The organism is Roseomonas sp. BN140053, assembly GCF_047690175.1.
In the GTDB taxonomy this organism is placed as follows: Bacteria; Pseudomonadota; Alphaproteobacteria; order Acetobacterales; family Acetobacteraceae; genus Roseomonas.
Genome location: NZ_JBLLEB010000038.1, coordinates 1 through 21,107 on the forward strand (window position 1 = coordinate 1; position 21,107 = coordinate 21,107).

Annotated in this window: 17 protein-coding genes; 13 read left to right on the top strand and 4 right to left on the bottom strand. The window is 73.1% G+C overall.

The window, feature by feature from the left end:
* Window positions 1-201: 201 nt before the first annotated feature.
* Window positions 202-1,755: a bifunctional 3-(3-hydroxy-phenyl)propionate/3-hydroxycinnamic acid hydroxylase gene (locus ACLIBK_RS21775; RefSeq protein WP_415389412.1), complete on the bottom strand. Its 1,554-nt coding sequence runs from the start codon at window positions 1,753-1,755 to the stop codon at window positions 202-204.
* A 254-nt stretch (window positions 1,756-2,009) separates the two neighbouring features.
* Between ACLIBK_RS21775 and ACLIBK_RS21780 the strand changes: the two genes are divergently transcribed.
* The gene (locus ACLIBK_RS21780) at window positions 2,010-2,918 is read left to right on the top strand and encodes a LysR family transcriptional regulator (RefSeq protein ID WP_415389413.1); all 909 of its coding nucleotides are present in this window, start codon (window positions 2,010-2,012) and stop codon (window positions 2,916-2,918) included.
* Window positions 2,919-3,086: 168 nt separating this feature from the next.
* On the opposite strand, the gene ACLIBK_RS21785 is transcribed toward ACLIBK_RS21780, so the two are convergent.
* Together ACLIBK_RS21785 and ACLIBK_RS21790 are read right to left on the bottom strand one after the other, a co-directional pair.
* Window positions 3,087-4,220, bottom strand: a complete 1,134-nt coding sequence (locus ACLIBK_RS21785) for an alpha/beta hydrolase family protein (RefSeq protein ID WP_415389414.1) — start codon at window positions 4,218-4,220, stop codon at window positions 3,087-3,089.
* Window positions 4,221-4,258: 38 nt separating this feature from the next.
* Window positions 4,259-4,792: a VOC family protein gene (locus ACLIBK_RS21790; protein WP_415389415.1), complete on the bottom strand. Its 534-nt coding sequence runs from the start codon at window positions 4,790-4,792 to the stop codon at window positions 4,259-4,261.
* Between the two features lie 220 nt (window positions 4,793-5,012).
* Between ACLIBK_RS21790 and ACLIBK_RS21795 the strand changes: the two genes are divergently transcribed.
* Complete coding sequence (locus tag ACLIBK_RS21795; protein WP_415389416.1) at window positions 5,013-5,840, top strand: helix-turn-helix transcriptional regulator; 828 nt, start codon at window positions 5,013-5,015, stop codon at window positions 5,838-5,840.
* 34 nt (window positions 5,841-5,874) lie between these two features.
* On the opposite strand, the gene ACLIBK_RS21800 is transcribed toward ACLIBK_RS21795, so the two are convergent.
* A complete protein-coding gene (locus ACLIBK_RS21800; protein WP_415389417.1) occupies window positions 5,875-8,583 on the bottom strand; it encodes a DNA topoisomerase in 2,709 nt (902 codons plus the stop codon).
* A 557-nt stretch (window positions 8,584-9,140) separates the two neighbouring features.
* Here ACLIBK_RS21800 and ACLIBK_RS21805 point away from each other — a divergent pair.
* From ACLIBK_RS21805 to mdoH, 11 genes are read left to right on the top strand one after another with little or no spacing between them, the layout of a single operon-like run.
* The gene (locus ACLIBK_RS21805; protein WP_415389418.1) at window positions 9,141-10,331 is read left to right on the top strand and encodes an inositol-3-phosphate synthase; all 1,191 of its coding nucleotides are present in this window, start codon (window positions 9,141-9,143) and stop codon (window positions 10,329-10,331) included.
* Window positions 10,328-11,242, top strand: a complete 915-nt coding sequence (locus tag ACLIBK_RS21810; protein ID WP_415389419.1) for an HD domain-containing protein — start codon at window positions 10,328-10,330, stop codon at window positions 11,240-11,242. Before ACLIBK_RS21805 ends, ACLIBK_RS21810 begins: the two co-directional genes overlap by 4 nt.
* The gene (locus tag ACLIBK_RS21815) at window positions 11,239-12,378 is read left to right on the top strand and encodes a methyltransferase domain-containing protein (RefSeq protein ID WP_415389420.1); all 1,140 of its coding nucleotides are present in this window, start codon (window positions 11,239-11,241) and stop codon (window positions 12,376-12,378) included. The genes ACLIBK_RS21810 and ACLIBK_RS21815 overlap by 4 nt, the downstream gene beginning before the upstream one ends.
* On the top strand, window positions 12,378-13,409 hold the full coding sequence (locus tag ACLIBK_RS21820) for a Gfo/Idh/MocA family protein (RefSeq protein ID WP_415389421.1): 1,032 nt from the start codon (window positions 12,378-12,380) through the stop codon (window positions 13,407-13,409). Before ACLIBK_RS21815 ends, ACLIBK_RS21820 begins: the two co-directional genes overlap by 1 nt.
* Window positions 13,400-14,251: an MBL fold metallo-hydrolase gene (locus ACLIBK_RS21825; RefSeq protein WP_415389422.1), complete on the top strand. Its 852-nt coding sequence runs from the start codon at window positions 13,400-13,402 to the stop codon at window positions 14,249-14,251. The genes ACLIBK_RS21820 and ACLIBK_RS21825 overlap by 10 nt, the downstream gene beginning before the upstream one ends.
* The gene (locus ACLIBK_RS21830; RefSeq protein ID WP_415389423.1) at window positions 14,248-15,732 is read left to right on the top strand and encodes a YcaO-like family protein; all 1,485 of its coding nucleotides are present in this window, start codon (window positions 14,248-14,250) and stop codon (window positions 15,730-15,732) included. The genes ACLIBK_RS21825 and ACLIBK_RS21830 overlap by 4 nt, the downstream gene beginning before the upstream one ends.
* Complete coding sequence (locus ACLIBK_RS21835; RefSeq protein WP_415389424.1) at window positions 15,729-16,559, top strand: sugar phosphate isomerase/epimerase family protein; 831 nt, start codon at window positions 15,729-15,731, stop codon at window positions 16,557-16,559. The genes ACLIBK_RS21830 and ACLIBK_RS21835 overlap by 4 nt, the downstream gene beginning before the upstream one ends.
* The gene (locus ACLIBK_RS21840) at window positions 16,556-17,785 is read left to right on the top strand and encodes a glycosyltransferase family 4 protein (RefSeq protein ID WP_415389425.1); all 1,230 of its coding nucleotides are present in this window, start codon (window positions 16,556-16,558) and stop codon (window positions 17,783-17,785) included. The genes ACLIBK_RS21835 and ACLIBK_RS21840 overlap by 4 nt, the downstream gene beginning before the upstream one ends.
* An 8-nt stretch (window positions 17,786-17,793) precedes the next feature.
* Window positions 17,794-18,567, top strand: coding sequence for a PIG-L deacetylase family protein (locus tag ACLIBK_RS21845; RefSeq protein ID WP_415389426.1), 774 nt, complete (start codon window positions 17,794-17,796; stop codon window positions 18,565-18,567).
* Window positions 18,564-19,268: a uracil-DNA glycosylase gene (locus ACLIBK_RS21850; RefSeq protein ID WP_415389427.1), complete on the top strand. Its 705-nt coding sequence runs from the start codon at window positions 18,564-18,566 to the stop codon at window positions 19,266-19,268. Before ACLIBK_RS21845 ends, ACLIBK_RS21850 begins: the two co-directional genes overlap by 4 nt.
* The gene (gene mdoH, locus ACLIBK_RS21855) at window positions 19,265-21,052 is read left to right on the top strand and encodes a glucans biosynthesis glucosyltransferase MdoH (RefSeq protein ID WP_415389428.1); all 1,788 of its coding nucleotides are present in this window, start codon (window positions 19,265-19,267) and stop codon (window positions 21,050-21,052) included. Before ACLIBK_RS21850 ends, mdoH begins: the two co-directional genes overlap by 4 nt.
* Window positions 21,053-21,107 lie beyond the last annotated feature (55 nt).

Sequence of the window (21,107 nt, forward strand, 5' to 3'; positions counted from 1 at the left end):
CCTGCAGGTCCAGCAGGCGCGCCTTCAGCTCCTCCCAAACGTCGTCGGCCAGGAAGCCGTAGCTGTCCATCACCGTGTCGGGGATGGCGAAGTGTTCCTCCAGCGCGACCTTGCCCTGCATCGTTTCTCTCCGGATGGTCCGGGGCTTGCCGCCCCGCAGTGTCGGTTCTTCGCGGCGCGCGGACGGCTGCCCGCCGCCCGTCAGGACGGGACGAGGGTGCCCGCGGGCCGCAGCGCCCGGGCCAGCTGCGCGAGGGCGGCGGCCAGCTCCCCGCCGTTGCCGGCCGTGCCGTAGACGTACCAGTCCGGCCGCACGATCGCCCCGCTGCAGCCATTCGCGGCGAACCAGTCGCCGTAAACCCCGTCCAGGTCCTCCACCCCCTCCGCCGCCGGACCGGGCGTGATCGGCACCACCGTCCCGCCGATCGAAGCCCAGAAGGCGCGCAGCTCGGGCGGCAGGCCGCCGGCCATCCCGGGATCGGCGGTCACCAGGCGCCAGCCATGCCCGACCACGTCGTCGAACAGGCCCTGGCGGTCGCCGGCCCGCACCCGCCCTTGCGGGAACAGGCCGCCATGCCCGGCCACCAGCCCGCCGCGCAGGGGCGGGAAGCGGATCTTCTCCGGCGCCTGCTTCGCCCGCCGCTGGGCCAGCAGCCGCTCGTCGCGCTCGCGCGCCCGGGCCGGGTCGCGGATCGTCTGCACGCGGCCGAGCTCGATCGCCTTTTCCGTGATGAAGCGCACATGTGGCTCGCGCTCCGGCTGGTAGGTGTCCAGCAGGCTGTCCTCGGCGCGGCCGGTGAGCAGGAGGTCGAGCTTCCAGGCCAGGTTGTGGCCGTCGCGGATGCCCGAACACATCCCCTGCGCCAGGAAGGGCGGCATCTCGTGCGCCGCATCCCCGGCCAGCAGCACGCGCCCCTGCCGCCAGCGCGCGGCGATGCGCGAGCGGAACACGTAGTTCGCGACGCGGATGAGCTCGGCATCCTCGGGCGTGATGTAGCGCGCGACGCGGGCCCAGACGCGCTCCGGCCGCGTCGCCTCTTCCTGCGTCTCGCCCGGGTTGAGCATGAAGGAGAAGCGGTGGTGGCCGCGCCCGATCGTCACGATGGAGGTCGGCTGGGCGGGGTCGCAGACCTGCCGGAAGGCGGGCAGGCCGGGCACCGTGCGGCGAAGGCGGAAGTCGCAGACCAGCCAGTTCTCCTGGAAGCCGTAATCCTCCACCTCCGGCGAGACGAGGCGCCGGGTGGCGCCGTTGCCGCCATCGGCACCCACGACGTAGCGCGCCTGGATCGCCACCGGCGCGCCGTCCGCCGCCGCCGCGTGCAGCAGCACGCCATCGGCCTGCGGCGCGAAGCCGGTGACGGTCACGCCCTGCCGCACCTGCACCGTGGGCAGCGCCTTGTCGTGGCGGTCGAGGATCTCCTCCACAAAGGGCTGGAACATCATGTAGAGCTGCGCCCAGCCGCAGGGCGCGGGGTCGGCGTACTCGATCTCCACCAGCGTTTCGCCCGCGGCGTTGATCCACTCGTAGTCGCGCTGCACCACCGCGTCGCGGCCCACTGCTTCGGCCAGGCCGAGCTTCTGGAAGGTGCGCATGATCTCGTCGTCGAAGCAGGCGGCGCGCGGCAGGTTGTACAGGCCGGCATAGCGTTCCAGCACGACCACCCGGTGCCCGTCCCGCCCCAGCAGCGCCGCCAGCGTCATGCTGGTGGGCCCGTAGCCGACGATGGCGACGTCGAAGCGTTCCGCCTCGCTCATCGCACGCCACCCCCGCCCGCGGGGCTGTCGGCGGGCTGCCTGTGCGACGGCACCGGGCGCCCGGTGCGGCAGGCGGCTGCTCCTGGAACGCGTGTCATCCTCGCCCCTCCCGGCATGGCCCGTCGTATCGGCGGGTCTTTCCACGAGCATCCCCCATGGCGATAGATGTTCCAAATGCAGGATCGCGAAGTTTAGGATGCACGTGCTGCATCGGCCCCGCCGGGGCCGCGGCCCTCCCTGCGGAAACCCGGCGCGTGAACCTCCGCTCGATCGACCTCAACCTCCTGGTGGTCCTCGACGCCCTGCTCGCTGAGCGCAGCGTGCGCCGCGCCGGCGAGCGCATCGGCCTGAGCCAGTCGGCCACGAGCCACGCGCTGGAGCGGCTGCGCAAGCTGCTGTCGGACGACCTGCTGGTCCGCGCCGCCTCCGGCATGGAGCCCACCCCCCGCGCGCTGGCACTGGCCGCGCCGCTGCGGGTGGCCCTGCAGGGGATCGAGACGGCGCTCGCCCCGCATCGCTTCGACCCGGCGGAGGCCCGCGACACCTTCGTGCTCGCCGTGGAAACCTACGAAACCATCGTCCTGCTGCCCGGCCTCGTGGACGAGATGCGCCGGGAAGCGCCGCACGCCACGCTGACGGTGCGGTCCGGCTCCACCGAGGAGATCCTGGCCGGGCTGGATGGCGGCCGGGTGGACGTCGCCATCGGCGTCCTCAAGGGCCTGCCGGACCGGTTCATGACCTGCGGGCTGCTGGCCGACGGGCATGCCTGCGCCATGCGCCAGGACCATCCGCTGGCGCAGGCGCCCCTGACGCTGGAGCAGTACCTCGCCGCGCCGCACCTGCGCGTGTCCATGACCGGCGACGGCGCCAATGCCGTGGACGCCGCCCTCGCGGCCCGGGGCCTGCGGCGCAAGGTCACCATGCAGCTGCCGCACGGGCTGGCGGCGGTGGTCGCCCTGTCCCGCTCGGACCTCGTCGCGTCCGTGACGCGCGGCGCGGCGCTGGGCTTCGCGGCGGTGGCCCCGCTGGCCGTGCTGGACCTGCCCTTCGACGTGCCGCGGACCGAGTTCCGCCTCGCCTGGAACCGGCGCTTCAACGACAGCCCCGCGCATGTGTGGCTGCGCCGCCGCCTGGTCGCCATCGGGGCCCTGGCCGGGGGGTAGGGACGCCTTTGGTCCGGGCCGTGAAGGAAGCCGGGGGGAGGTATCCCCCCGGACCCCCTTCTATTTTCGGGAGTCTGGGGGGGCTGCCCCGGCCGATGGCGCACCCGAAAACTCCCGAAAAAAGGAGGGGCCCGGGGGAGTTCACTCCCCCGGCCTTCCTTCCCCACTTCAGAGATGTTCCGCCCAGGCCGCGATCCGGTCGGCCGCTTCCTCCACCAGCTCGGGTTGCCCGGCGAGGTAGTGGTTGCCCCCCACCAGCCGGTGCAGCGCGGCCTGCCGCCCGGGATGCTGCGCTGCGGCGGCCATCCAGGCGTCGCGGGTGGAAGGAAAGGTGGAACCGTCGGCGGTGTGTTCCAGCAGCAGCACCGGCACGCCCGTACGCGCCAGATTGCTCGGCCCGTCCGCCTGGGAACAGGAGGCCCACTGGCTCAGAAAGGCGGTCAGCGTGGTGAAGCGGCCCATGGCGTTGGCGGCATAGTTCACCTCCCGCGCCGGGCCCCAGATGCTGCCGACCGGCCGGTCGTTCGGGTCGATGGAAAGGTCCAGCAGCCGCGGGTCGGCCTGCGTCCGGTGGATCACGAAAGCCATGTCCCGCGGCGCCCCCGGCGTGGCGCGCAGCTGCCGCAGCCGCCGCCAGGCCCAGCTCTCGATGCGGTCGCGCCGGGCGCGCTGGGCGGCGCGGAAGCGCTCCACCCAGTCGGGCGCGAAGGGCGGGCCGTTGGCCGGCTCGTAGACGTCCAGTGCCGGGTCGGCGGCCAGCGGGTCGCCCTCCTCCACCACCGAAGGGTCGATCCATTCTTCCAGCAGCCGCGAGCGCCCGGCATGGGCCGCGGTCAGCACGATCCCCGCCGCCGGCGGCAGGTCGGAGGGGTGCAGCGCCACCAGCGTCCCATCGGGCGCCTGCGTCACCGTCAGCCGCTCCGCCTGCGCCTGGTAGAAGGCGGCCAGCGCACCGCCGCCGGAATTGCCGATCAGGAAAACGCGCTCGTAGCCGGCTTCCTGCAGGTACCGCACCCCGGCGCCGAGGTCCTGGATCACCCGCTCCATCAGCAGCGTGGTGTCGGACCCGGCATAGCGGCTGTTCAGCCCCAGGCAGCAGATGCCCCGCCGTGCCAGTGGCGCGATGAGGTAGTGCTGCATGAAGTTGCTGGTGGGGTGCATCACGATGCAGGCCAGCCGCCGGCGCCCTTCCGGCTCGTCATAGGCGCCGAAGATGCGCGGCCCCTGCATCTGCAGCCCGGACTGGCTCTCCATCGCCGCACCCGGCTTGACCTGGATGCTTGCCAGGCGGCGCTCAGCCATGCCCGGCAGCCCCGGCCCGGCGGCCTTCGAGGCGGCGCTCAGGCACGCGCGGCAACTCCCCCGGCGCGCCCCGCCTTTTCCTGCGTCCAGGCGGCCAGCTGGCTATGCGCATCCGCCCCGTGCGCCTGCATCTCCTCCTCCGACACGGTGCGGGCGGTCAGCTCCAGCCGGATGCCGTTGGGGTCGAAGAAGTAGATCGACTTGATGATCTCGTGGTCGGTGACGCCCAGGACCTGCACCCCCGCCGCTTCCAGCCGCCCCTTGGCGGCCTGCACCTCCGCCTCCGTGTCCATCTCCAGCGCCAGGTGGTTCACCCAGGCCGGCGTGTTGGGCGACGGCTCGGCCCGGATGTTGTCGCCCAGGTCGAAGAAGGCGATGTAGGACCCGTCCGCCATCTCGAAGAAGATGTGGACATAGGGGCAGTGCTCGCCCGTGCTGGGCACGGTTTCGGCGCGGATCAGGTGGGCGAGCTTCAGCCCCAGCAGGTCTTCGTAGAAATGCCGGGTTTCCTCGGCATCGCGGCAGCGCCAGGCGAAGTGGTGCAGCTTGCGGATGGGTGGCATGGTCGGCATCGGCCCGAACTCCTCGCGGAAGGCGCAAACTGCGCCCGGACGGGCCCGCGGCCTGTCCCCCGAGCGGGCGACGGAATGCTTGCCAAGCCGGGATGCGGGCGGGATCATCCCCCGTGAGCACCGGGACCCGGCGGGCACCGGGATCCGGCAAACACCGGGACCCGGCAGGCACGAAGAAACCCGGCAAGCGCCGAGAACGGCCGATGGGAGGAACTCAACCATGCTCGGCTGGCAGCCGCCTTCCGTTCCGCCGGCCACCGGCCGCCTGCTGAAAACCGTCTCGGCCGCCATCACCGCCATCGGCCAGCCGGATTTCGACGGGCGCCTGCTGGCGGCGCTGCGCGGCTTCGTGGGCGCCGAACACTGCTCCACCTTCCTGTTCGAGCGCGAAGGCGGCATCCGTTGCCTGGGCGCCGCCAGCGGCGACGGCTCCCGCCGCGCCCAGCGCGCCGCCGACTGCTACGTCGCCGGCTATTGGCGCGAGGACCCGGCTTTCCGCCGCCTGCGCGAAGCCTCCTTTGCCGGGCGGCCCGGCCTGGGCCGCGTGCAGCAGGACGACATCCACAACCCCGCCTATCGCCGCGACTGCTACGAAACGCCCGGGGTGATCGATCGCGTCGCCCTGTACCGCGACTTCGGCCCGCGCCGCGTCTTCCTGTCCGTGTTCCGCGGCCCGCATGCCGGCCTTTTCGGGCCGGAGGACCTGGACGGCCTCAGCCTGGCCGCGGAATCCCTCACCGCCGTGATCGCCCGCCACCACCGCTTCCGCCTGCGTACGGAACGCGAGGCCACGGAACTTCCCCTGACCCCCGACCAGGTCGCCTCCTGGCTGGAAAGCTTCTGCCCCGGCTTGTCGGCGCGCGAACGCGGCGTCTGCGCCGCCTCCGTGCTGGGCGCCACGGCCGAGGAAATCGCCGCGACCCTGGGCCTGCGCGCGTCCAGCGTGATCACCTACCGCAAGCGCGCCTACGCCAAGCTCGGCGTGTCCTCCTCCACCGGCCTCGCCGCCCTGTGCCTGGAAGCCATGAGCTTCGGCGTACCGGCCTGACCACTCCCCCGACACCCCGCCGCGGGCGGCCGGTTCACAGCCAGCCGCGTTCGCGAAACGCGTCCAGGTCGGTGCCCGGCGGGGCGTACCAGCCGCCGGCGCGGTAGCGCGCGCCGCAGCGCAGCGCCGCCTCCTTGTTGCCGAAGGGGATGCGCAGCGGCGTGCCGCCCTCCGCCTCGGCCGGCGCGGCCTGCGGCGCCCGCTTCCCACCCGCGGGCTTGCGCGCCCGCACCGGCTCTGCCGCCGGCGGCGTGGCGCCCCGGGGCGCGCGGCGGCGCTTCGCCACCGGCGCACCGGCTGCCGGTCCGGACGGCGCGTCCTCGCCCAATCCCGAGGCCCGGTGCGCTGCTGCCCCGCCCTCCCGTGCTTCCCCAGGCGGCGCCACGTCGCCCATCGCCGCTTCCCAGGGCGGCACCTCATCCCCGATCCGCCCATCCCCGGACGGCGGCGCCTCGCCAGCGCCCCGGCGCGACGTCCCAGCCGCCGCCCGCCCGGCCCGGCGCGGCGTCCCGCCACCCGCCTTCGCGGTGCGTGACGCCGCCTTGCCACCTGCGGGCCGGGACGGCGGCCTGCCGCCCGCCCGGCCACCACCCCCGGGCTGCTGCGCGTCGATCCAGGCGGACAGGGCACGGGCACTGGCGCGGGCTTCCTCCGGCAGTTCCACGCCGCGCTCCGCGGCCAGCTTTCCCGCGAAACCCAGCTGCGCCGGGCTGGGCGGCCGCACGGCACCGTCGCCGCCCTCCGCCCCGGCCTTCCTGGGCGCGTGCTGGTCCAGGAAGGTCCGGCACAGGGCGCCCGACTTGGTGTAGCCGCGCGGCGGCTGCAGCCCCTTCTGCCGCGCCAGGCTGTCCACGAAGCGCTTCATCGCCGGTGTCGGCGGCTGCCCCGGCCCGCCCCCGCCTGCCGCAACGCCGAGCAGCGGCGCCGTGTCCGAGCCGGCGTGTTCCTTCAGCCGCTCGATGATGCGGCTGGCCTGGGCGCAGACCGCGTCGATGGCACCCACCAGCTCCGCCTGCCCCACCAGCACCCCGTCCAGCAGCACCTCCAGCTGCGCCGTGACGCCGGGGTCCACCAGCGCCGGATCGGCGCGTTCCAGCACGCCGAACAGTTCCAGCCCGCGCGGCGTGGGCACGATGTGCTTGCCATCGAGGCACAGGAAGTCCTGCGCCTTGAGGCCGCGGATCACCTCCGCCCGCGTCGCCGGCGTGCCGATGCCCTTGGCCTCTTTCAGCCGCTCCTGCAGCGCCTCGTCCGCCACGAAGCGCCAGGCATTCTGCATCGCCTCGATCAGCGTGCCCTCGTTGTAGCGCGGCGGCGGGCGGGTTTCCTTTTCCTCCACGGCCGCGTCGCGCAGCGTGGCGGTCTCGCCGTGGCGCAAAGCCGGCAGCAGCTGCGCCTCTTCCCCGCGCTCCTCCGCCGGCGTCCAGTCCGGAAAGGCCGCGCGCCAGCCCAGCTCCAGCGGCTGCCGCCCGGCGGCGCGGAAGACGTGCCCCTGCACGTCCAGCGTGGCGGTGGTCTGCCGGTAGCGGAAATCCGGCATGACGGCGGCCAGAAAGGCGCGCGCGATCACGTCGAACAAGCGCCGCTCGTCGGCCGATAGCCGCGGCCAAACCTCGCGCAGCGTGTCCACCGTGTTGGGGTTGGGGATGATGGCGTGGTGGCTCGCCCCGGCCAGCCCCTTGTCGTGAAAGGCGCCGCTGCCGCCGCGCCGGATCACCGGCGGCTGCGGCACGGGGATCTCGGCAAAGGCGCGCCCGACCTGCAGGCCCGCCACCAGCTTCGGCACCTCCGCGATCAGCGCCTCGGGCAGGTAGCGCGTCTCGGCCCGCGGATAGGTGATGACCTTCTTGCCCTCGCCGTCATACAGCGCCTGCGCCACCTCCAGCGTGCGCGCCGCCGACCAGCCGAAGCGCGAGCCGCACAGCTTCTGCAGCGAGGGCAAGTCGTGCAGCCGCGGCGGCCCCTGCCGCTTGTCCTCCACCTTGACCGCCAGCGGCCCGGCGAAGCCTTCCGCCAGCGCGGCGATGGCTTCGGCCTTTTCGCGTTCCAGGATGCGTTCCTTGGGCGCGTGCCGCAGCCGCAGGCTGCCGGCCTCCACCGCCGCCGTGGCCACCACCTCGAAATAGGTCTGCGGCACGAAGTTGCGGATTTCCAGCTCGCGCTTGCACACGATGGCCAGGGTGGGCGTCTTTACCCGCCCCACGCCGATCACCGCCCGCGCCCCGCGCGCCAGCGTCACGGTGGCGGTACGCGTCAGGGACAGGTTGTAGATCTGGTCGGCTTGCCGGCGCGCCACCGCCGCCGCGTAGAGCCGGGCGTATTCGCTGTTGGGCCTGGCGCGGGAAAACGCCTCGCGGATGGTTTGCGGGTCCTGCGCGGTGAACATCACCCGCAGCACCTCGCCGCGATAGCCGTAGTGTTCCAGGATCTCCTGGCCGATCAGCTGCCCTTCGCGGTCGCAGTCGGTGGCCAGCCAGACCCGCTTGGCACCCTGCAGCGCCGCGCGGATCGCCTGCAGCTTGGGCGCCTTGTTGCCTCCCGCCGCCGGGCGCGTGGCGTACAGCCCCTCCGGCCGCAGCAGCACCGGCGTCCAGCGCTTCCAGGCCGGGTCCACCTCCTCCGGCTCCACCAGATCGAACAAGTGGCCCTCGGCCGGCAGGATGGCGCCGTAGCGCCCGCCCACCGCCGCGCGGACATCCTTGGCCTGGCTGGTCTTTTCCGTGATGACGATCTGATCGGACATCTTCTGCTCGCCTGGGTTCTCTATCCGTTCCCTGGTCGCGACGCTACCGTTTCGCGCGGGTCTTGCGGTGTTGCAGGACCTTCGGTTGGACGCGGGGTGCCCGTGACCCCGGGAGGGAGAAGGAATTCTCCCTCCCAGACCCTCCCTCATCTTTTTTCGGGAACTGCCCGGTTCGGGTGGAGACCTCCGCCGCTCTGCGGCCAACAGAAAATCTGTTCTGTTCGCGTGGGCTGACGCGGCAGCCGCCGGAGGGCCAAGCCCCCGTCTCCACCCCGACCGCGGCAGCTGCCCGGAAAAAGATGAGGGGGAGGGTCCGGGAGGGGGAGAATTCCTTCTCCCCCTCCCGGGGTCCCCGGCCAGCCGGATCGAAGGCCGCTCCGTCGCGCTGGCACTCCGGCATCCCGGCAGCAGCGGCATCCTCCTCCGCAGCCAGCGCGCGAAGGATTTCAGGGTGGTGCAACCGGGCTTCTGCGACTCCTGTGGAGACACGTTCTCGTGATTGGCGGGATCGTGGAATCCCCCGATGTCGCGACGATAACGAGGGATGAGCGCGTCATATGGGTGCGATAAGCGGGCAGCGGCGCAGGGTCGGCGTGGCGGTGGTGGGTCTCGGCGGCGCCGTGGCCAGCACGGCGGTTGCCGGCGTGCAGCTGCTCAAGCGCGGCTCCAACCGGCTGGACGGCCTGCCCCTGGCGGACGTGTCCGTCCCCGGGCTGGTGGATTACCGCGACCTCAGCTTCGGCGGCTGGGACCTGCACGGCGAGGACCTGGCCAGTGCCGCCGCCAACCACCGCGTGCTCAGCGCCGACCAGCTGAGCGAGACGCAGGGGGACCTCGCCGACCTGCGCCCCTGGCCGGCCATCGGCAACGCCGCCTTCTGCCGCAACATCGAGGGCGCCAACCAGCGCCTGGTGCCCAGCCACCGCGCCGCCATCGACGCCATCGCCGGCGACCTGCGCCGCTTCCGCGACGGCGTGGACGGGGTGGTGATGATCAACCTCGCTTCCACCGAACGCTGGCCGGAGGACACCACCCCCTTCGCCTCGCTGGGCGCCTTTGAGCGCGCGCTGGACGAGGATTCCGAAGCCATCGGCCCCGGCATGCTCTACGCCTATGCCGCGATCCAGGAAGGCGTGCCCTACGGCAACTTCACCCCCAGCCTGGGCGCCGACATCCCGGCGCTGCTGGAATTCGCCGAACAGCGCAACGTCCCCGTGGCCGGCAAGGACGGCAAGACCGGGCAGACCATGATGAAGACCGTGCTGGCGCCCGCCTTCAAGGCGCGCTCCCTGCACGTGGACGGCTGGTTCTCCACCAACATCCTGGGCAACCGCGACGGCTTGGCGCTGGACAACCCCGAGAGCCTGAAGTCCAAGCTGAAGACCAAGGGTTCCGTGCTGGACAGCATCCTCGGCTACAAGGTCGAGGACCACTTGGTGGACATCCGCTACTACCGGCCGCGCGGTGACGACAAGGAAGCCTGGGACAACATCGATATCTCCGGCTTCCTCGGCCACAAGATGCAGGTCAAGGTGAACTTCCTGTGCAAGGACAGCATCCTGGCCGCGCCGCTGGTGCTGGAGATCGCCCGCGTGCTCGACCTCGCGCAGCAGCGCGGCGATGGCGGGGTGCAGGAACAGCTCTCCACCTTCTTCAAGGCGCCCATGGTGGCCGAGGGCCGTTCGCCCGAGCACGCCCTGCACCGGCAGGATCAGAACCTGCTCGACTGGCTGAGCGGCGCCGCGTGAGGGTGGCGGCGAAGTCCGCCTGTCCCGCCCCGCTGGTCGAACTGTTCCGGGAACTGGGAGACCTCAAGCGGGTGCGCTCGGCCGGGCTGGACGGTTCGGTGGCGCAGCGCCTCTTCGCCGATGGCTGGCGCCGGCTGCTGGCCGGCCATCCCCCGGCGCAGGCGATGCGCGGCAACACCGCGGCCGTGCTGGCCGCGGCGCGGCTGGGCGACCTGAACGACGCGGCGCTGGACGCGCTGGGCCTGGACCCGGCGGAACGGCTGGCCGTGCTGGAACGCGGCTTCGACAGCAGCACCGACGTGGTGGCGACGACGCTGCGGGCCGCGCTGCGCAACGGCCTCGCCGATCCCGCGCCGCCGGCCCTGCCGCTGCCGGAATTCGTCACGCGCCTCGCGGGGCAGCCGCGCGCCGGCGTAACCTGCCCGGACAAGCCGCGCATCCTGCTGGAACCGCCGGAAAACCACGCGGAGCACTGCCTGATGGTGGCGGCCTACGGCGTGCTGCTGAGCCCCGGCTACGGCGCCGACCCCGCCACGGTCTGGCTGGCCGGCATGGCGCACCACCTGCACAACGCGCTGATCCCGGATTCCGGCTTCACCGGCGAGATGCTGCTGGGCGAGCATCTCCTCCCGGTGATGGAGCGCGCCACGGAGCACAGCCTCGCGCAGCTGCCCCCCGCCCTGGCCGATACGGTACGGAACGCGCGCCGTATCCTGCCCGACGCCGACACCCCCGAGGGCCGCGCCTTCCACGCCGCCGACACGCTGGACCGCGTCCTACAGATTGCGCAGCACCTGCGCGCCGGGCAGACCACCATGCGCTTCGTGCTGCACGACATGGCGCTGGTGCACGAAGGGCCGGTGAAGGCCTTCCAGGACCAGGTGCTGGCGGAGGCAGGCCTGCTGGCATGAGCCCGCTCCTGTGCCCGCGGGGCGGCGCGGCGCTGCATCCCGACACGCCGCACTCCCTGTGCGCGGCGAATGAGCGCTGGCCGGTGGTGGACGGCATCCCCTTCCTGCGCACCGGCCGCGAAGCCCTGGCCGCGGCAGTGCTCCGGCATCTCGACGCCGGCCGGCGCGAGGACGCGCTGGTGCTGCTGCTGGCCGACCAGGACGACTGGTGGCGCGGCGCCACCGCCGAGCCCGAGGCCCTGCGCGCCCTGGTGCGCGGCGCCGACACGCTTTCCCTGCGCGACGCCATGCGCCACCTGAGCTGGGGTCCCGTGGGCGACTATTTCGCGCATCGCTGGAGCGACCCGACCTTTCTGGCCGGGCTGGCGCTGGAAGAAGCCCACTGGAACGCCCCGACCACGGCCTTCGAGCTGGCCTGCGGCATCGGCCACCACCTGCGCGAGCTGCGCCGCCGCGGCGCGGCCGTGTCCGGCGGCGACGTGGTCTTCGCCAAGCTTTGGGTCGCGCGTCACTGGCTGGTGCCGGATGCCGCGCTGGTCTGCTTCGACGCCGCGCAGCCCTGGCCGGTGCGCGAACAGCGGCACGACCTCGTGGCCTGCCACGACGCCTTCTATTTCCTGGAACCGAAGACCACGATCCTGCGCGCGCTGCGCGAGCTGGCGGGGGAGGGGGGCTGGCTCGCCGTCAGCCACATCCACAACCGCGACTGGCCCAACCTGTCCGCCGGCTCCGCCGTGACGGCGGGCGAGATCGCCGCCCTGTTTCCCGATGGCACGGTCTACGACGATGCCGAACTGACCCGCGCCCTGGTGGAAGCCCGCACGCCGGAGAGCGCCCCGGTCGCGACCCTGTCGGGGGTGGAAGCCTTTTCCGTCGCCGCCGGCCCCGGCCTGCGCCCGGCCAAACCCGTGTCCGGCGGCCTCGCCCTGCCGCCCGAGGGCGCCGCCCTGCGCCGCAATCCGCTCTACGACGCCGACGGGCAGATCAGCTGGCCCTCCGACCGCTACGCCCGGGAATACGGTCCGCGCGCGCCCTATCCGCCCCGCGCCACCGGCCCGGAACGCGCCACCAGCGGGGCCGCCACCGCGGACTGGGCCCGGCGGCGCGAACTGCTCGACCTGCCGGAGCGCTGGTGATGCCCGACACGCGCCCGGTGGGTTGGGGCATCATCGGCTTCGGCTGGGTGGCGCGCGACTTCGCTGCCCCCGCCATCGCCGCCGCCGGCCACCGTCTGGTCGCCGTTTGCGATCCCGGCGAAGCGGCCCGCGCCGCCGCCGCCGCGACCCTGCCGCCGGACGCCATCCACGCCACCCCCGAGGCCCTGCTGGCCAACCCGGCGGTGGAGGCGGTCTACGTCGCCACCCCCAACCACCTGCACCGCACCGCGGTGGAACTCGCCGCCGCCGCCGGCAAGCCCGTGCTGTGCGAGAAGCCGATGACCGCCACCCTGGCGGAAGCCGAGGCGATGGCCGCCGCCGTGCAGCGCAGTGGCATGCTCTACGGCACCGCCTTCGACCAGCGCCACCACCCCGCCCACCGCGCCATCCGCGCCGCCCTGCGCGACGGCCTGCTCGGCACGGTGACAACGGTGCGCATCGTCTACGCCTGCTGGCTGGATGCCAACTGGTCCCCCACCGGCGAGGGCGACAACTGGCGCGTCGATCCCCGCCGTGCCGGTGGCGGCGCGCTGATGGATCTCGCCCCGCACGGGCTGGACCTCGTGGACTTCCTGCTGGACGAACCGCTGCGCGACATCGCCGCCCTGACGCAGCACCGCGTGCAGGACTACGCCGTGGACGATGGCGCGGTGCTGCTGGGCCGCACGGCATCGGGCGTACTGGCCACGCTGCACGTGGCCTACAACCACCCCGAAACCCTGCCGCGCCGCCGGCTGGAAATCCTCGGCACGCGCGGGCTGCTGGTGGCGGAAAACACCATGGGCCAGGATGCCGGCGGCCGCGTCACCTTTCTGGACGCCGACACGGGCGAGGCGCGGCCTGTGCCCGTGCCCCGCCCGGACCTGTCCCCCTTCACGCAGCAGATGGCTGCCTTTGCCGAAGCGGTGCGCAGTGGCGAGTCGGGCGGCTTCTCCATTGCCCGGGACCTGCACACCATGCGCCTGCTGGACCGCGCCTATCGCGCCGCGGAGAATGCCGCATGCCTCTGAGCCCCTATGCCTGCTCCAACTGCGGCCACTGGCAGCGCCATTTCGCGCCGCCGCCGGATTGTCCGGTCTGCACCGACACCCGCAACGACCTGCCCGAGGATGGCTGGCACTTCCGCCCCGCCGCGGAAGTCGCCGGCATGCTGCACGGCTCCTGGCGCCGCCTCGACCGCGACATGGTGGCCTTCAACACCGCGCCGCGCTTCGGGCTGAACGGCACCGGCTGGCTTCTGCTGCACCCCGAGGGCAACCTCGCCTTCGAGGCGGCGCCCTTTTACACCGAGCCGATGCTGGACGAGATCCGCCGCCTCGGCGGCATCCGCTACCTCGCCGCCAGCCACGTGCACGGCTACGGCGCGCTGTGGCAGCTGCAGGACGTGTTCCAGCCGGACATCCTGGCGATCCAGAAGGACGACCTGCGCCTCACCAAGGCCTTCCGGGTCACCTGGCCCTATGACGAGGCGCTGGAACTCCCCACCGGCCAGACCCTGTTTCACGTCGGCGGCCATTACGAGGGCCAGGCCGTGCTGCACGACCCGGCACGGCGCATCCTGTTCTGCGGCGATGCCTTCAAGGTGGACCAGGACGAGGCGGGCGAGAACCTCGCGGTTTCCACCCACAAGGCGTTCCACAAGAACATCCCGCTGACCCCCGGCGAGCTGCGCCGCTACCGCGACGTCATCGCGCCGCTCGACTTCGACACGGTCTGCACGCCCTTCGAGCACGCCCCCGGCATCACCACCGCCATCGCCACCGCGGTGCTGGAGGACGGCATGCGCGGCCCGCCGGGCGTGCGGCACATCCCCATCGACGAACTTCGCACACGGAGCCAGCCCCGCGCATGACCAACACGCTTCAGGCGGTGGCCACCGCCTTTCGCGAATCCCTGCCGCCGCGGGGCGAGTTCTCGGTGTTCGACCTCCAGGGCCTCGACCGCACCGGCATCCCGGTGGTGCAGGCCAACATGCTGCTTTCCGACGAGCCCGCCACCACCGGCTACGGCTACGGCTTCACGGAGATCGAGTCCGAGGTCGGCGCCTTCGGCGAGCTGTGCGAGGAGGTGCATTGCGGCAACTGGATCGCCGCCAACCCCGGCACCACGGCCTCCTTCAACGAGATGCTGCGCCGGCACGGCGAGCGCGGCGTGGTGGACCCGCTGACGCTCTGCCTGTCCGCCGGCAGCGACTACACCCCCGACCTGCCGCTGGTCTGGATCGAAGGCCGCCGCTGGCCGAGCGAGGAGCCGGTGATGGTGCCGCGCGAATGGGTCGCGGCCTATCCCTACCAGCTCGGCAAGGAACCGGCGCGGCTGATCACGCCGATCACCAACGGCCTCGGCGCCGGGCTGGACCTGTACCACGCGATCGGCCACGGCGTGATGGAAGCGCTGCAGCGCGACGGCAACCTGATCAGCTACCGCGCCCTCGACCAGGGCGTGGTGGTGGAGTTCGACGAGGAACTGCAGCCCGACACCCAGGCGCTGCTGGACAAGCTCAAGGGCCTAGGCATCGCCGTCACGGTGAAGCTCGCCTGCACCGATTTCGGCTTCACCAACCTCTACGTCGTGGGCGACGACCGCGGCACCCCCACCGCGCCGGTGCAGATCACCGCCTGCGGCGAAGCTTCCCACCCCGACAAGCACCGCGCGCTGCGCAAGGCGCTGCTGGAATTCTGCGGCTCCCGCGCCCGCAAGGCCGGCACGCACGGCCCCATCGAGGATTGCCGCCGCGTGATGCCGGCGGAATACGTGGACCGGCAGATCCGCAACGCCATGATCGAGGAGGAAGAGGACCGCGCGTTGGAAGCCATGACCGAATGGGTCGAACAGGACGCCGCGGAACTGCGCCGCCGCCTGTCCGGCACGGTCTTCGCCGAGCGCAGCCGCGTGCCCTTCTCCTCCCTGCCGCACGCCTCGCCCGAGGCCATGGCCGACCCCGTCGCCCGGCTGAACCTGCTCTCCGAGCGCCTGGCCGCGGACGGGCTGGAAATCCTCTACGTCGACCTTTCCCCCGCCGAGGGTCCGGTCAAGGTCGCCCGCGCCATCGTGCCGGGGCTGGAAACCGAGACCATGAGCTATCACCGCGTCGGCTGGCGCGGCGTGCGCCGGCTGCGCGCCCGCCAGGACCCGCTGATCCTCGACACCCGGCGCGAGGGCGCCAAGCGCGTCCTCCTGCGCCCCGAGGACGAAGCCCGCGCCGGCGGCCCCGCCTGGTTCGACGCCGCCCTGGCCGACCGCATCGTCGGCGACCTCTACCCGATGTACCGCGAAAGCGGCCCCTTCTCCGCCCAACTGCTGCGGCAGCGCCGGCAGGGCGTCGCGGCGTGACCCTGCGCTTCGCCTTCAACACCAACGGGGCGGCCAACCACCGCCTCGCCGATGCGGTGGCGCTCATCGCCGACAGCGGCTTCAATGGCGTGGCGCTCACCCTCGACCACCATCATCTCGATCCGATGGAGGAAGGCTGGGAACGCCGTGCGGAAGTTCTGGCGCGCGACCTCGCCGCCCGCAACCTCGGCAGCGTGATCGAGACGGGGGCGCGCTTCCTGCTCGACCCCCGCACCAAGCACGAGCCCACCCTGCTGACCGCCGACCCCGCCGGCCGCGCCCGCCGCGTCGCCTTCCTGCAGCGCGCCACGGAGATCGGCCGCATCCTCGGCTCCGAGGCCGTGTCCTTCTGGGCCGGCGTGCCTCGTCCCGGGGTGGACCACGCCCAGGCCTGGAGCTGGCTGCGCGAGGGCGTGCAGCAGGTGCTGGAACACGCCGAAGGCACCGGCGTTACCGCCGCGCTGGAACCGGAACCGGGCATGCTGGCCGAAACCGTGGACGACTGGCGCCGCCTGCAAGCGGAACTGCCCGGCCTGTCCCTGGCCCTCGACCTCGGCCACCTGCTGGTGACGGGGGAACGCGACCCGGCCGCGGCGGTGGGCGAATTCGCCGACCACCTCGGCACCGTGACCATCGAGGACATGCGCCGCGGCGAGCACGTCCACCTGCCCTTCGGCGAGGGTGAGATGGACATCCCCGCTTGCCTTTCCGCCCTGGAGCGGATCGGTTTCTCCCGCCTCGTCTGCATCGAGCTGTCGCGCGAGAGCCACCGCGCCGACAGCATGATCCCGGCCAGCCTGCGCTGGCTGCGGGAGCACGCCGCGTGAGGATCCTGTTCTGCTCGCGCCGCTTCTTTCCGGCCATCTCCGGCATGAGCGTCTACGCGCTGAACCTGCTGCGCCAGCTGACCGCCGCCGGGCACGAGGTGGTGATGGTGAGCCAATACCGCGGCGACCCCACCGGCACCCGCGTCTACGGCGGCGGCCCTCCGCCGGAGGTGCCGGGCGTCACGGTGATCGGCCGCCGCTCCCTGGGCGAGGAGAACGGCGGCGAGTTCGAGCGCGACGTGGACGACATGCTCGACACCATCCGCGCCGAGCACGCCCGAAAGCCCTTCGACCTGCTGCACGCCCAGTACGGCTACCCCAACGGCTGGACCACCCTGCTGGCGGCGCGCGAGCTGGGCATCCCCAGCGTGGTGTCCATCCAGGGCGGCGACGGCCACTGGGTCGGCTCCTGCTGCGAAACGCACCGCCTCGCCATGGAGCGCGTGCTGCAACACAGCAACGCCGTGCTGATCGGCTGTGACAGCTTCGCGCGGGAGGTGGTGGACCGCCTGCACGTCCCCCGCGACCTCTTCACCATCGTGCCCGGCGCCGTGGACGTGCACCGCTTCACGCCCGAACCCGGCCGCACCCCCGGCGATGCCGCCGACCCGCCGCATCTGCTGTACCACGGCCGGGTGGACCGCCGGAAAGGCTCGCTCGACTTCATGGAGGCCTTGGCCATCCTGCACGCGCAGGGGCTGCGCTTCGCCGCCACCGTCTCCGGCATCGGCCCCGACCTGGACGCCACGCGCGACCTGGCGCGCGAACGCGGCATCGCGGAACACGTCCGTTTCAGCGGCTACGCCGACTACGCCGCGGCGCCGGCGATCTACCACAACCAGGACATCTTCGTGTCGCCGACCTACGCGGAAGGCTTCTCCAACACCGTGCTGGAAGCCATGGCCAGCGGCTTGCCGATCCTGTCCTGCCACGCCGTGGGCGTGATGGACTGTCTGCGCGACGGCGAGAACGGCCTGCTGGTGCAGCCCGGCGACGTGCCCGCCCAGGCCGCAGCGCTGGCCCGTCTCCTCACCGATCCGGCGCTGCGCCACCGCCTCGCGTCCGAAGCGCTGGCGGAATGCCGCCGCACCTATTCCTGGGAAGCGGTGGGCCGGCAGATCATGGAGGTCTACGCCGGGCTCCGCGGCGTCGCGCCGGACACGGCGTTCGACCCCGTGCTGCCCGTCACCCCCTGCCGCTTCCGCGAAACGCCGCACCTGCTCTGACCGCGCGCATGCCCGACGCCGCCCCCGAAGCCAGCATTCCCGAAGTCCTGGCCCTGTCGCCGCACCTGGACGACGCCGCCTTTTCCTGCGGCGGCACGCTGGCGCGGCTGGCCGATGCCGGCTGGCGTGTCTCGGTGGCCACGCTGTTCACCGCCTCCGTGCCCGACCCGCGCGGCTTCGCACTGGCTTGCCAGCTCGACAAGGGCCTGCCGGCGGAGGCCGACTACATGGCGATCCGCCGCGCCGAGGACGCCGCGGCCTGTGCCGCCCTGGGCGCCGCGCCGCTCTGGCTGCCGCTGCGCGAAGCGCCGCATCGCGGCTACGAATCCGCCCCCGCGCTGTTCGGCCCGCCGCTGGACCCCGACCCGGCGGAGGCGGCGCTGCTGGACACCCTCGCCACCCTGCTGCGCGAACGCCGCCCGGCGCTGCTGCTGGCCCCCCAGGCCATCGGCGGCCACGTCGACCACGTCCTGCTGGTACGCGCCCTGCGGGCGCTGCAGCCGGCCGCACCCGTGCTGTGGTGGCGCGACTTCCCCTACACCGCGCGCAGCGCCACCCCGCCGCAGCCCTTTGCCGACAGCATGGACGTACTGCCGGAATGGAGCGCCGCGGTGGACCCGGCCCGCAAACAGCGCGCCTGCGCCGCTTACCGCACGCAGCTCGGCTTCCAGTTCGGCGGCGAGGCCGGGCTGGCCCGGGCGCTCGCCGCGGGCGGGACGCACGAGCGCTTCCGCACCGCCGACCCCGCGGCGCTGCCCGCGCTGGAACCACGGGCCGCGTGACCACCGCGCCGCCCGGCGACCCGGCCGCTGCGCCCGTCCTCGCCGACGCGAGCACGGCGGCGCTTCCCGGCGATGCAACGGCCGCACCGCTGCTCAACGACCCGGTCGAACTGTTGCGCCGCCACGACGCGCTGCAACGCCCGGCCATGCAACCGCTGCTGCGCTTCGCCGCCCGCATCCGCCGCGAAACCGGCCAGCCCGTGCCGGAGGCCGACCCGGCCGATGGCGGCACGGCGGCGCGGCTGCTCTTGCTATTGGAAACGCCGGGCCCGAGCATCCGCGGCACCGGCTTCGTGTCGCGCGACAACCCCACGCCGACCGGCCGTAACCTTCGCCGCTTCCTCACCGAGGCCGGCATCCCGCGGGAGGACGTGCTGATCTGGAACGCCGTGCCCTGGGTCATCCACGCCCCCGGCGCCCGCAACCGCCCCCCGCGCCCGGCCGAGATCCGCGCCGGGCAGAACTGGCTGCCGCCCCTGCTGGCGCTGCTGCCGCGCCTGGCGGTCGCCGTGCTGTCCGGCCGCGTCGCCGGCCTGTCCGCCGAGGTGCTGCGCGACGCGCGCCCCGCCCTGCCGGTACTGCTCATGCCGCATCCCAGCCCCACCATCACCTGCACCAGCCCCGCCGTGCCCGCCCGCATCGCCGCCGCCCTGGCGGAAGCGGCCGCCCTGCTGCACCTGCCCGGGCGGAGCGCGGCATGAGCAATGCCCCCCTGCGCCCCGCCACCGCCGGCGAGGCTCCCGACCCCGACGCGCCGGCCGCGGGTTTCGCCACCCGCCGCCCTGCCGGCCATCCGGCCGCCGGAGCCTCGGCCGTGCCGCCCCGCGGCGTTCCCTTTCGCGCCGCGGCCGAGCCGATCCGCGCCCGCCGTCGCCTCTTCACCGCCGCCGTGACGCTGCTCACGCTGCTGCTGCTGGCCGCGGCCTGGCCGGTGCTGGCCCCGGGCGGCTGGACCGTGTGGGAGGTGCTGATCGCCCTGTGCCTGCTGTTCAACGCCCCCTGGCTGGCACTGTCCGCCGCCACCGGCCTGGTGGGCTTCGCGCTGCGCCTGGGCTCGCGCGATCCCGTGGCGGCGGTGCTGCCGCAGCTGCATCACGCCCCGCGCGACGCCCCCATCACCCTGCACACCGCCGTCGCCGCCTGCATCCGCAGCGAGAAGATGGACGCCGTGGTCGCCCCCCTGGACCGCCTGCTGCGCGGCCTGGACGCCGCCGGCGCCGGCGACCGCTTCACCGTCTGGCTGCTGTCCGACACCAGCGACCCCGCCCACGCCGCGGTCGAGGAAGCCGCGGTGGCCGCCTTCGCCGCCGCCCACCCGCCCGGCCGCGTCCGCTACCGCCGTCGGGCGCAGAACACCGGCTTCAAGGCCGGCAACGTCATGGAGTTCCTGGACCACCACGCCGGCGAGGCCGCGCTGATGCTGTCCTGGGACGCGGATTCCACCATGAACGCCCCGGCTGTGCTGCAGCTGGTGCGGGTGATGCAGGCCGACCCCGGCCTCGCCATTGTGCAGCCTACCATCGCCGCCCGCGCCCCGGCCAGCCGCTTCGCCGCGCTGTTCGGCCTGGGCCACCGCGCGGGCTCCCGCATCTGGGCCACGGGACAGGCTTGGTGGCAGGGCGACGAGGGCCCCTTCTGGGGCCACAACGCCCTGCTCCGCATCGCCCCCTTCCGCGAGCACGCCAGGCTCGACCTGCTGCCGGACGGCGCGCACATCCTCAGCCACGACCACGTGGAAGCGGCGCGGCTGCACGGCGCCGGCTGGAAGGTGCGCGTGCTGCCCGACGACCACGGCTCGCGCGACACCCAGCCGCCCAACCTGCCGGAATTCCTCGGCCGCGACGCGCGCTGGCTGGCCGGCAACCTGCAGTATCGCTTCCTGCTGCGCCGCCAGGACCTCGGCCCGCTCGGCCGCTTCCAGATGCTGCAGGCCATCCTGCACTACGCGCTGACGCCCTTCTGGTTCGCCATCCTGCCGCTGGCCGCCCTCAACGCCGCCACCGGCGGCGGCGCCACCACCCCGCGCGGCGCCCTGCTGTTCCTGCTGGCGCTGTGGTTCGTGGCCCTGCACCTGCCCAAGCTGCTCGGCTACGTCGAGGACCTGATCCAGTCCCGCCACACGCGCCTTTACGGCGGCCGTCTCGCCTATGCCGGCGCCGCCCTGGGCGAGATGGTGTTCACCCAGCTCTTCGACCCGCTGATCGCCCTGCAGAAAACCACCAACATCGCCCGCGCGGTCGCCGCCAGCCTGATGCCCCACCGCCGCACCGCCTGGGCCACGCAGCACCGCCAGGCCCGCCGCATCGGCTGGGCGGAGGCCGCGCGCCTGTACTGGCCGCACACCCTGCTGGGCTTGGCCCTGGCGGCCACCTTCGCCGCCGCCAGCCCCGTCGTCGCCCTGCTCGCCCTGCCGGCCTATGCCGGCCTGCTGGTCGCCATCCCCTTCTGCGTCCTCACCGCCGTGCCCCTGCCGCCGCGGCCGTGACGGTTGGTCCTGGGTTGGCTGGCCGCGGCCAAGGGGGCTCTGCCCCCTTGGAGCC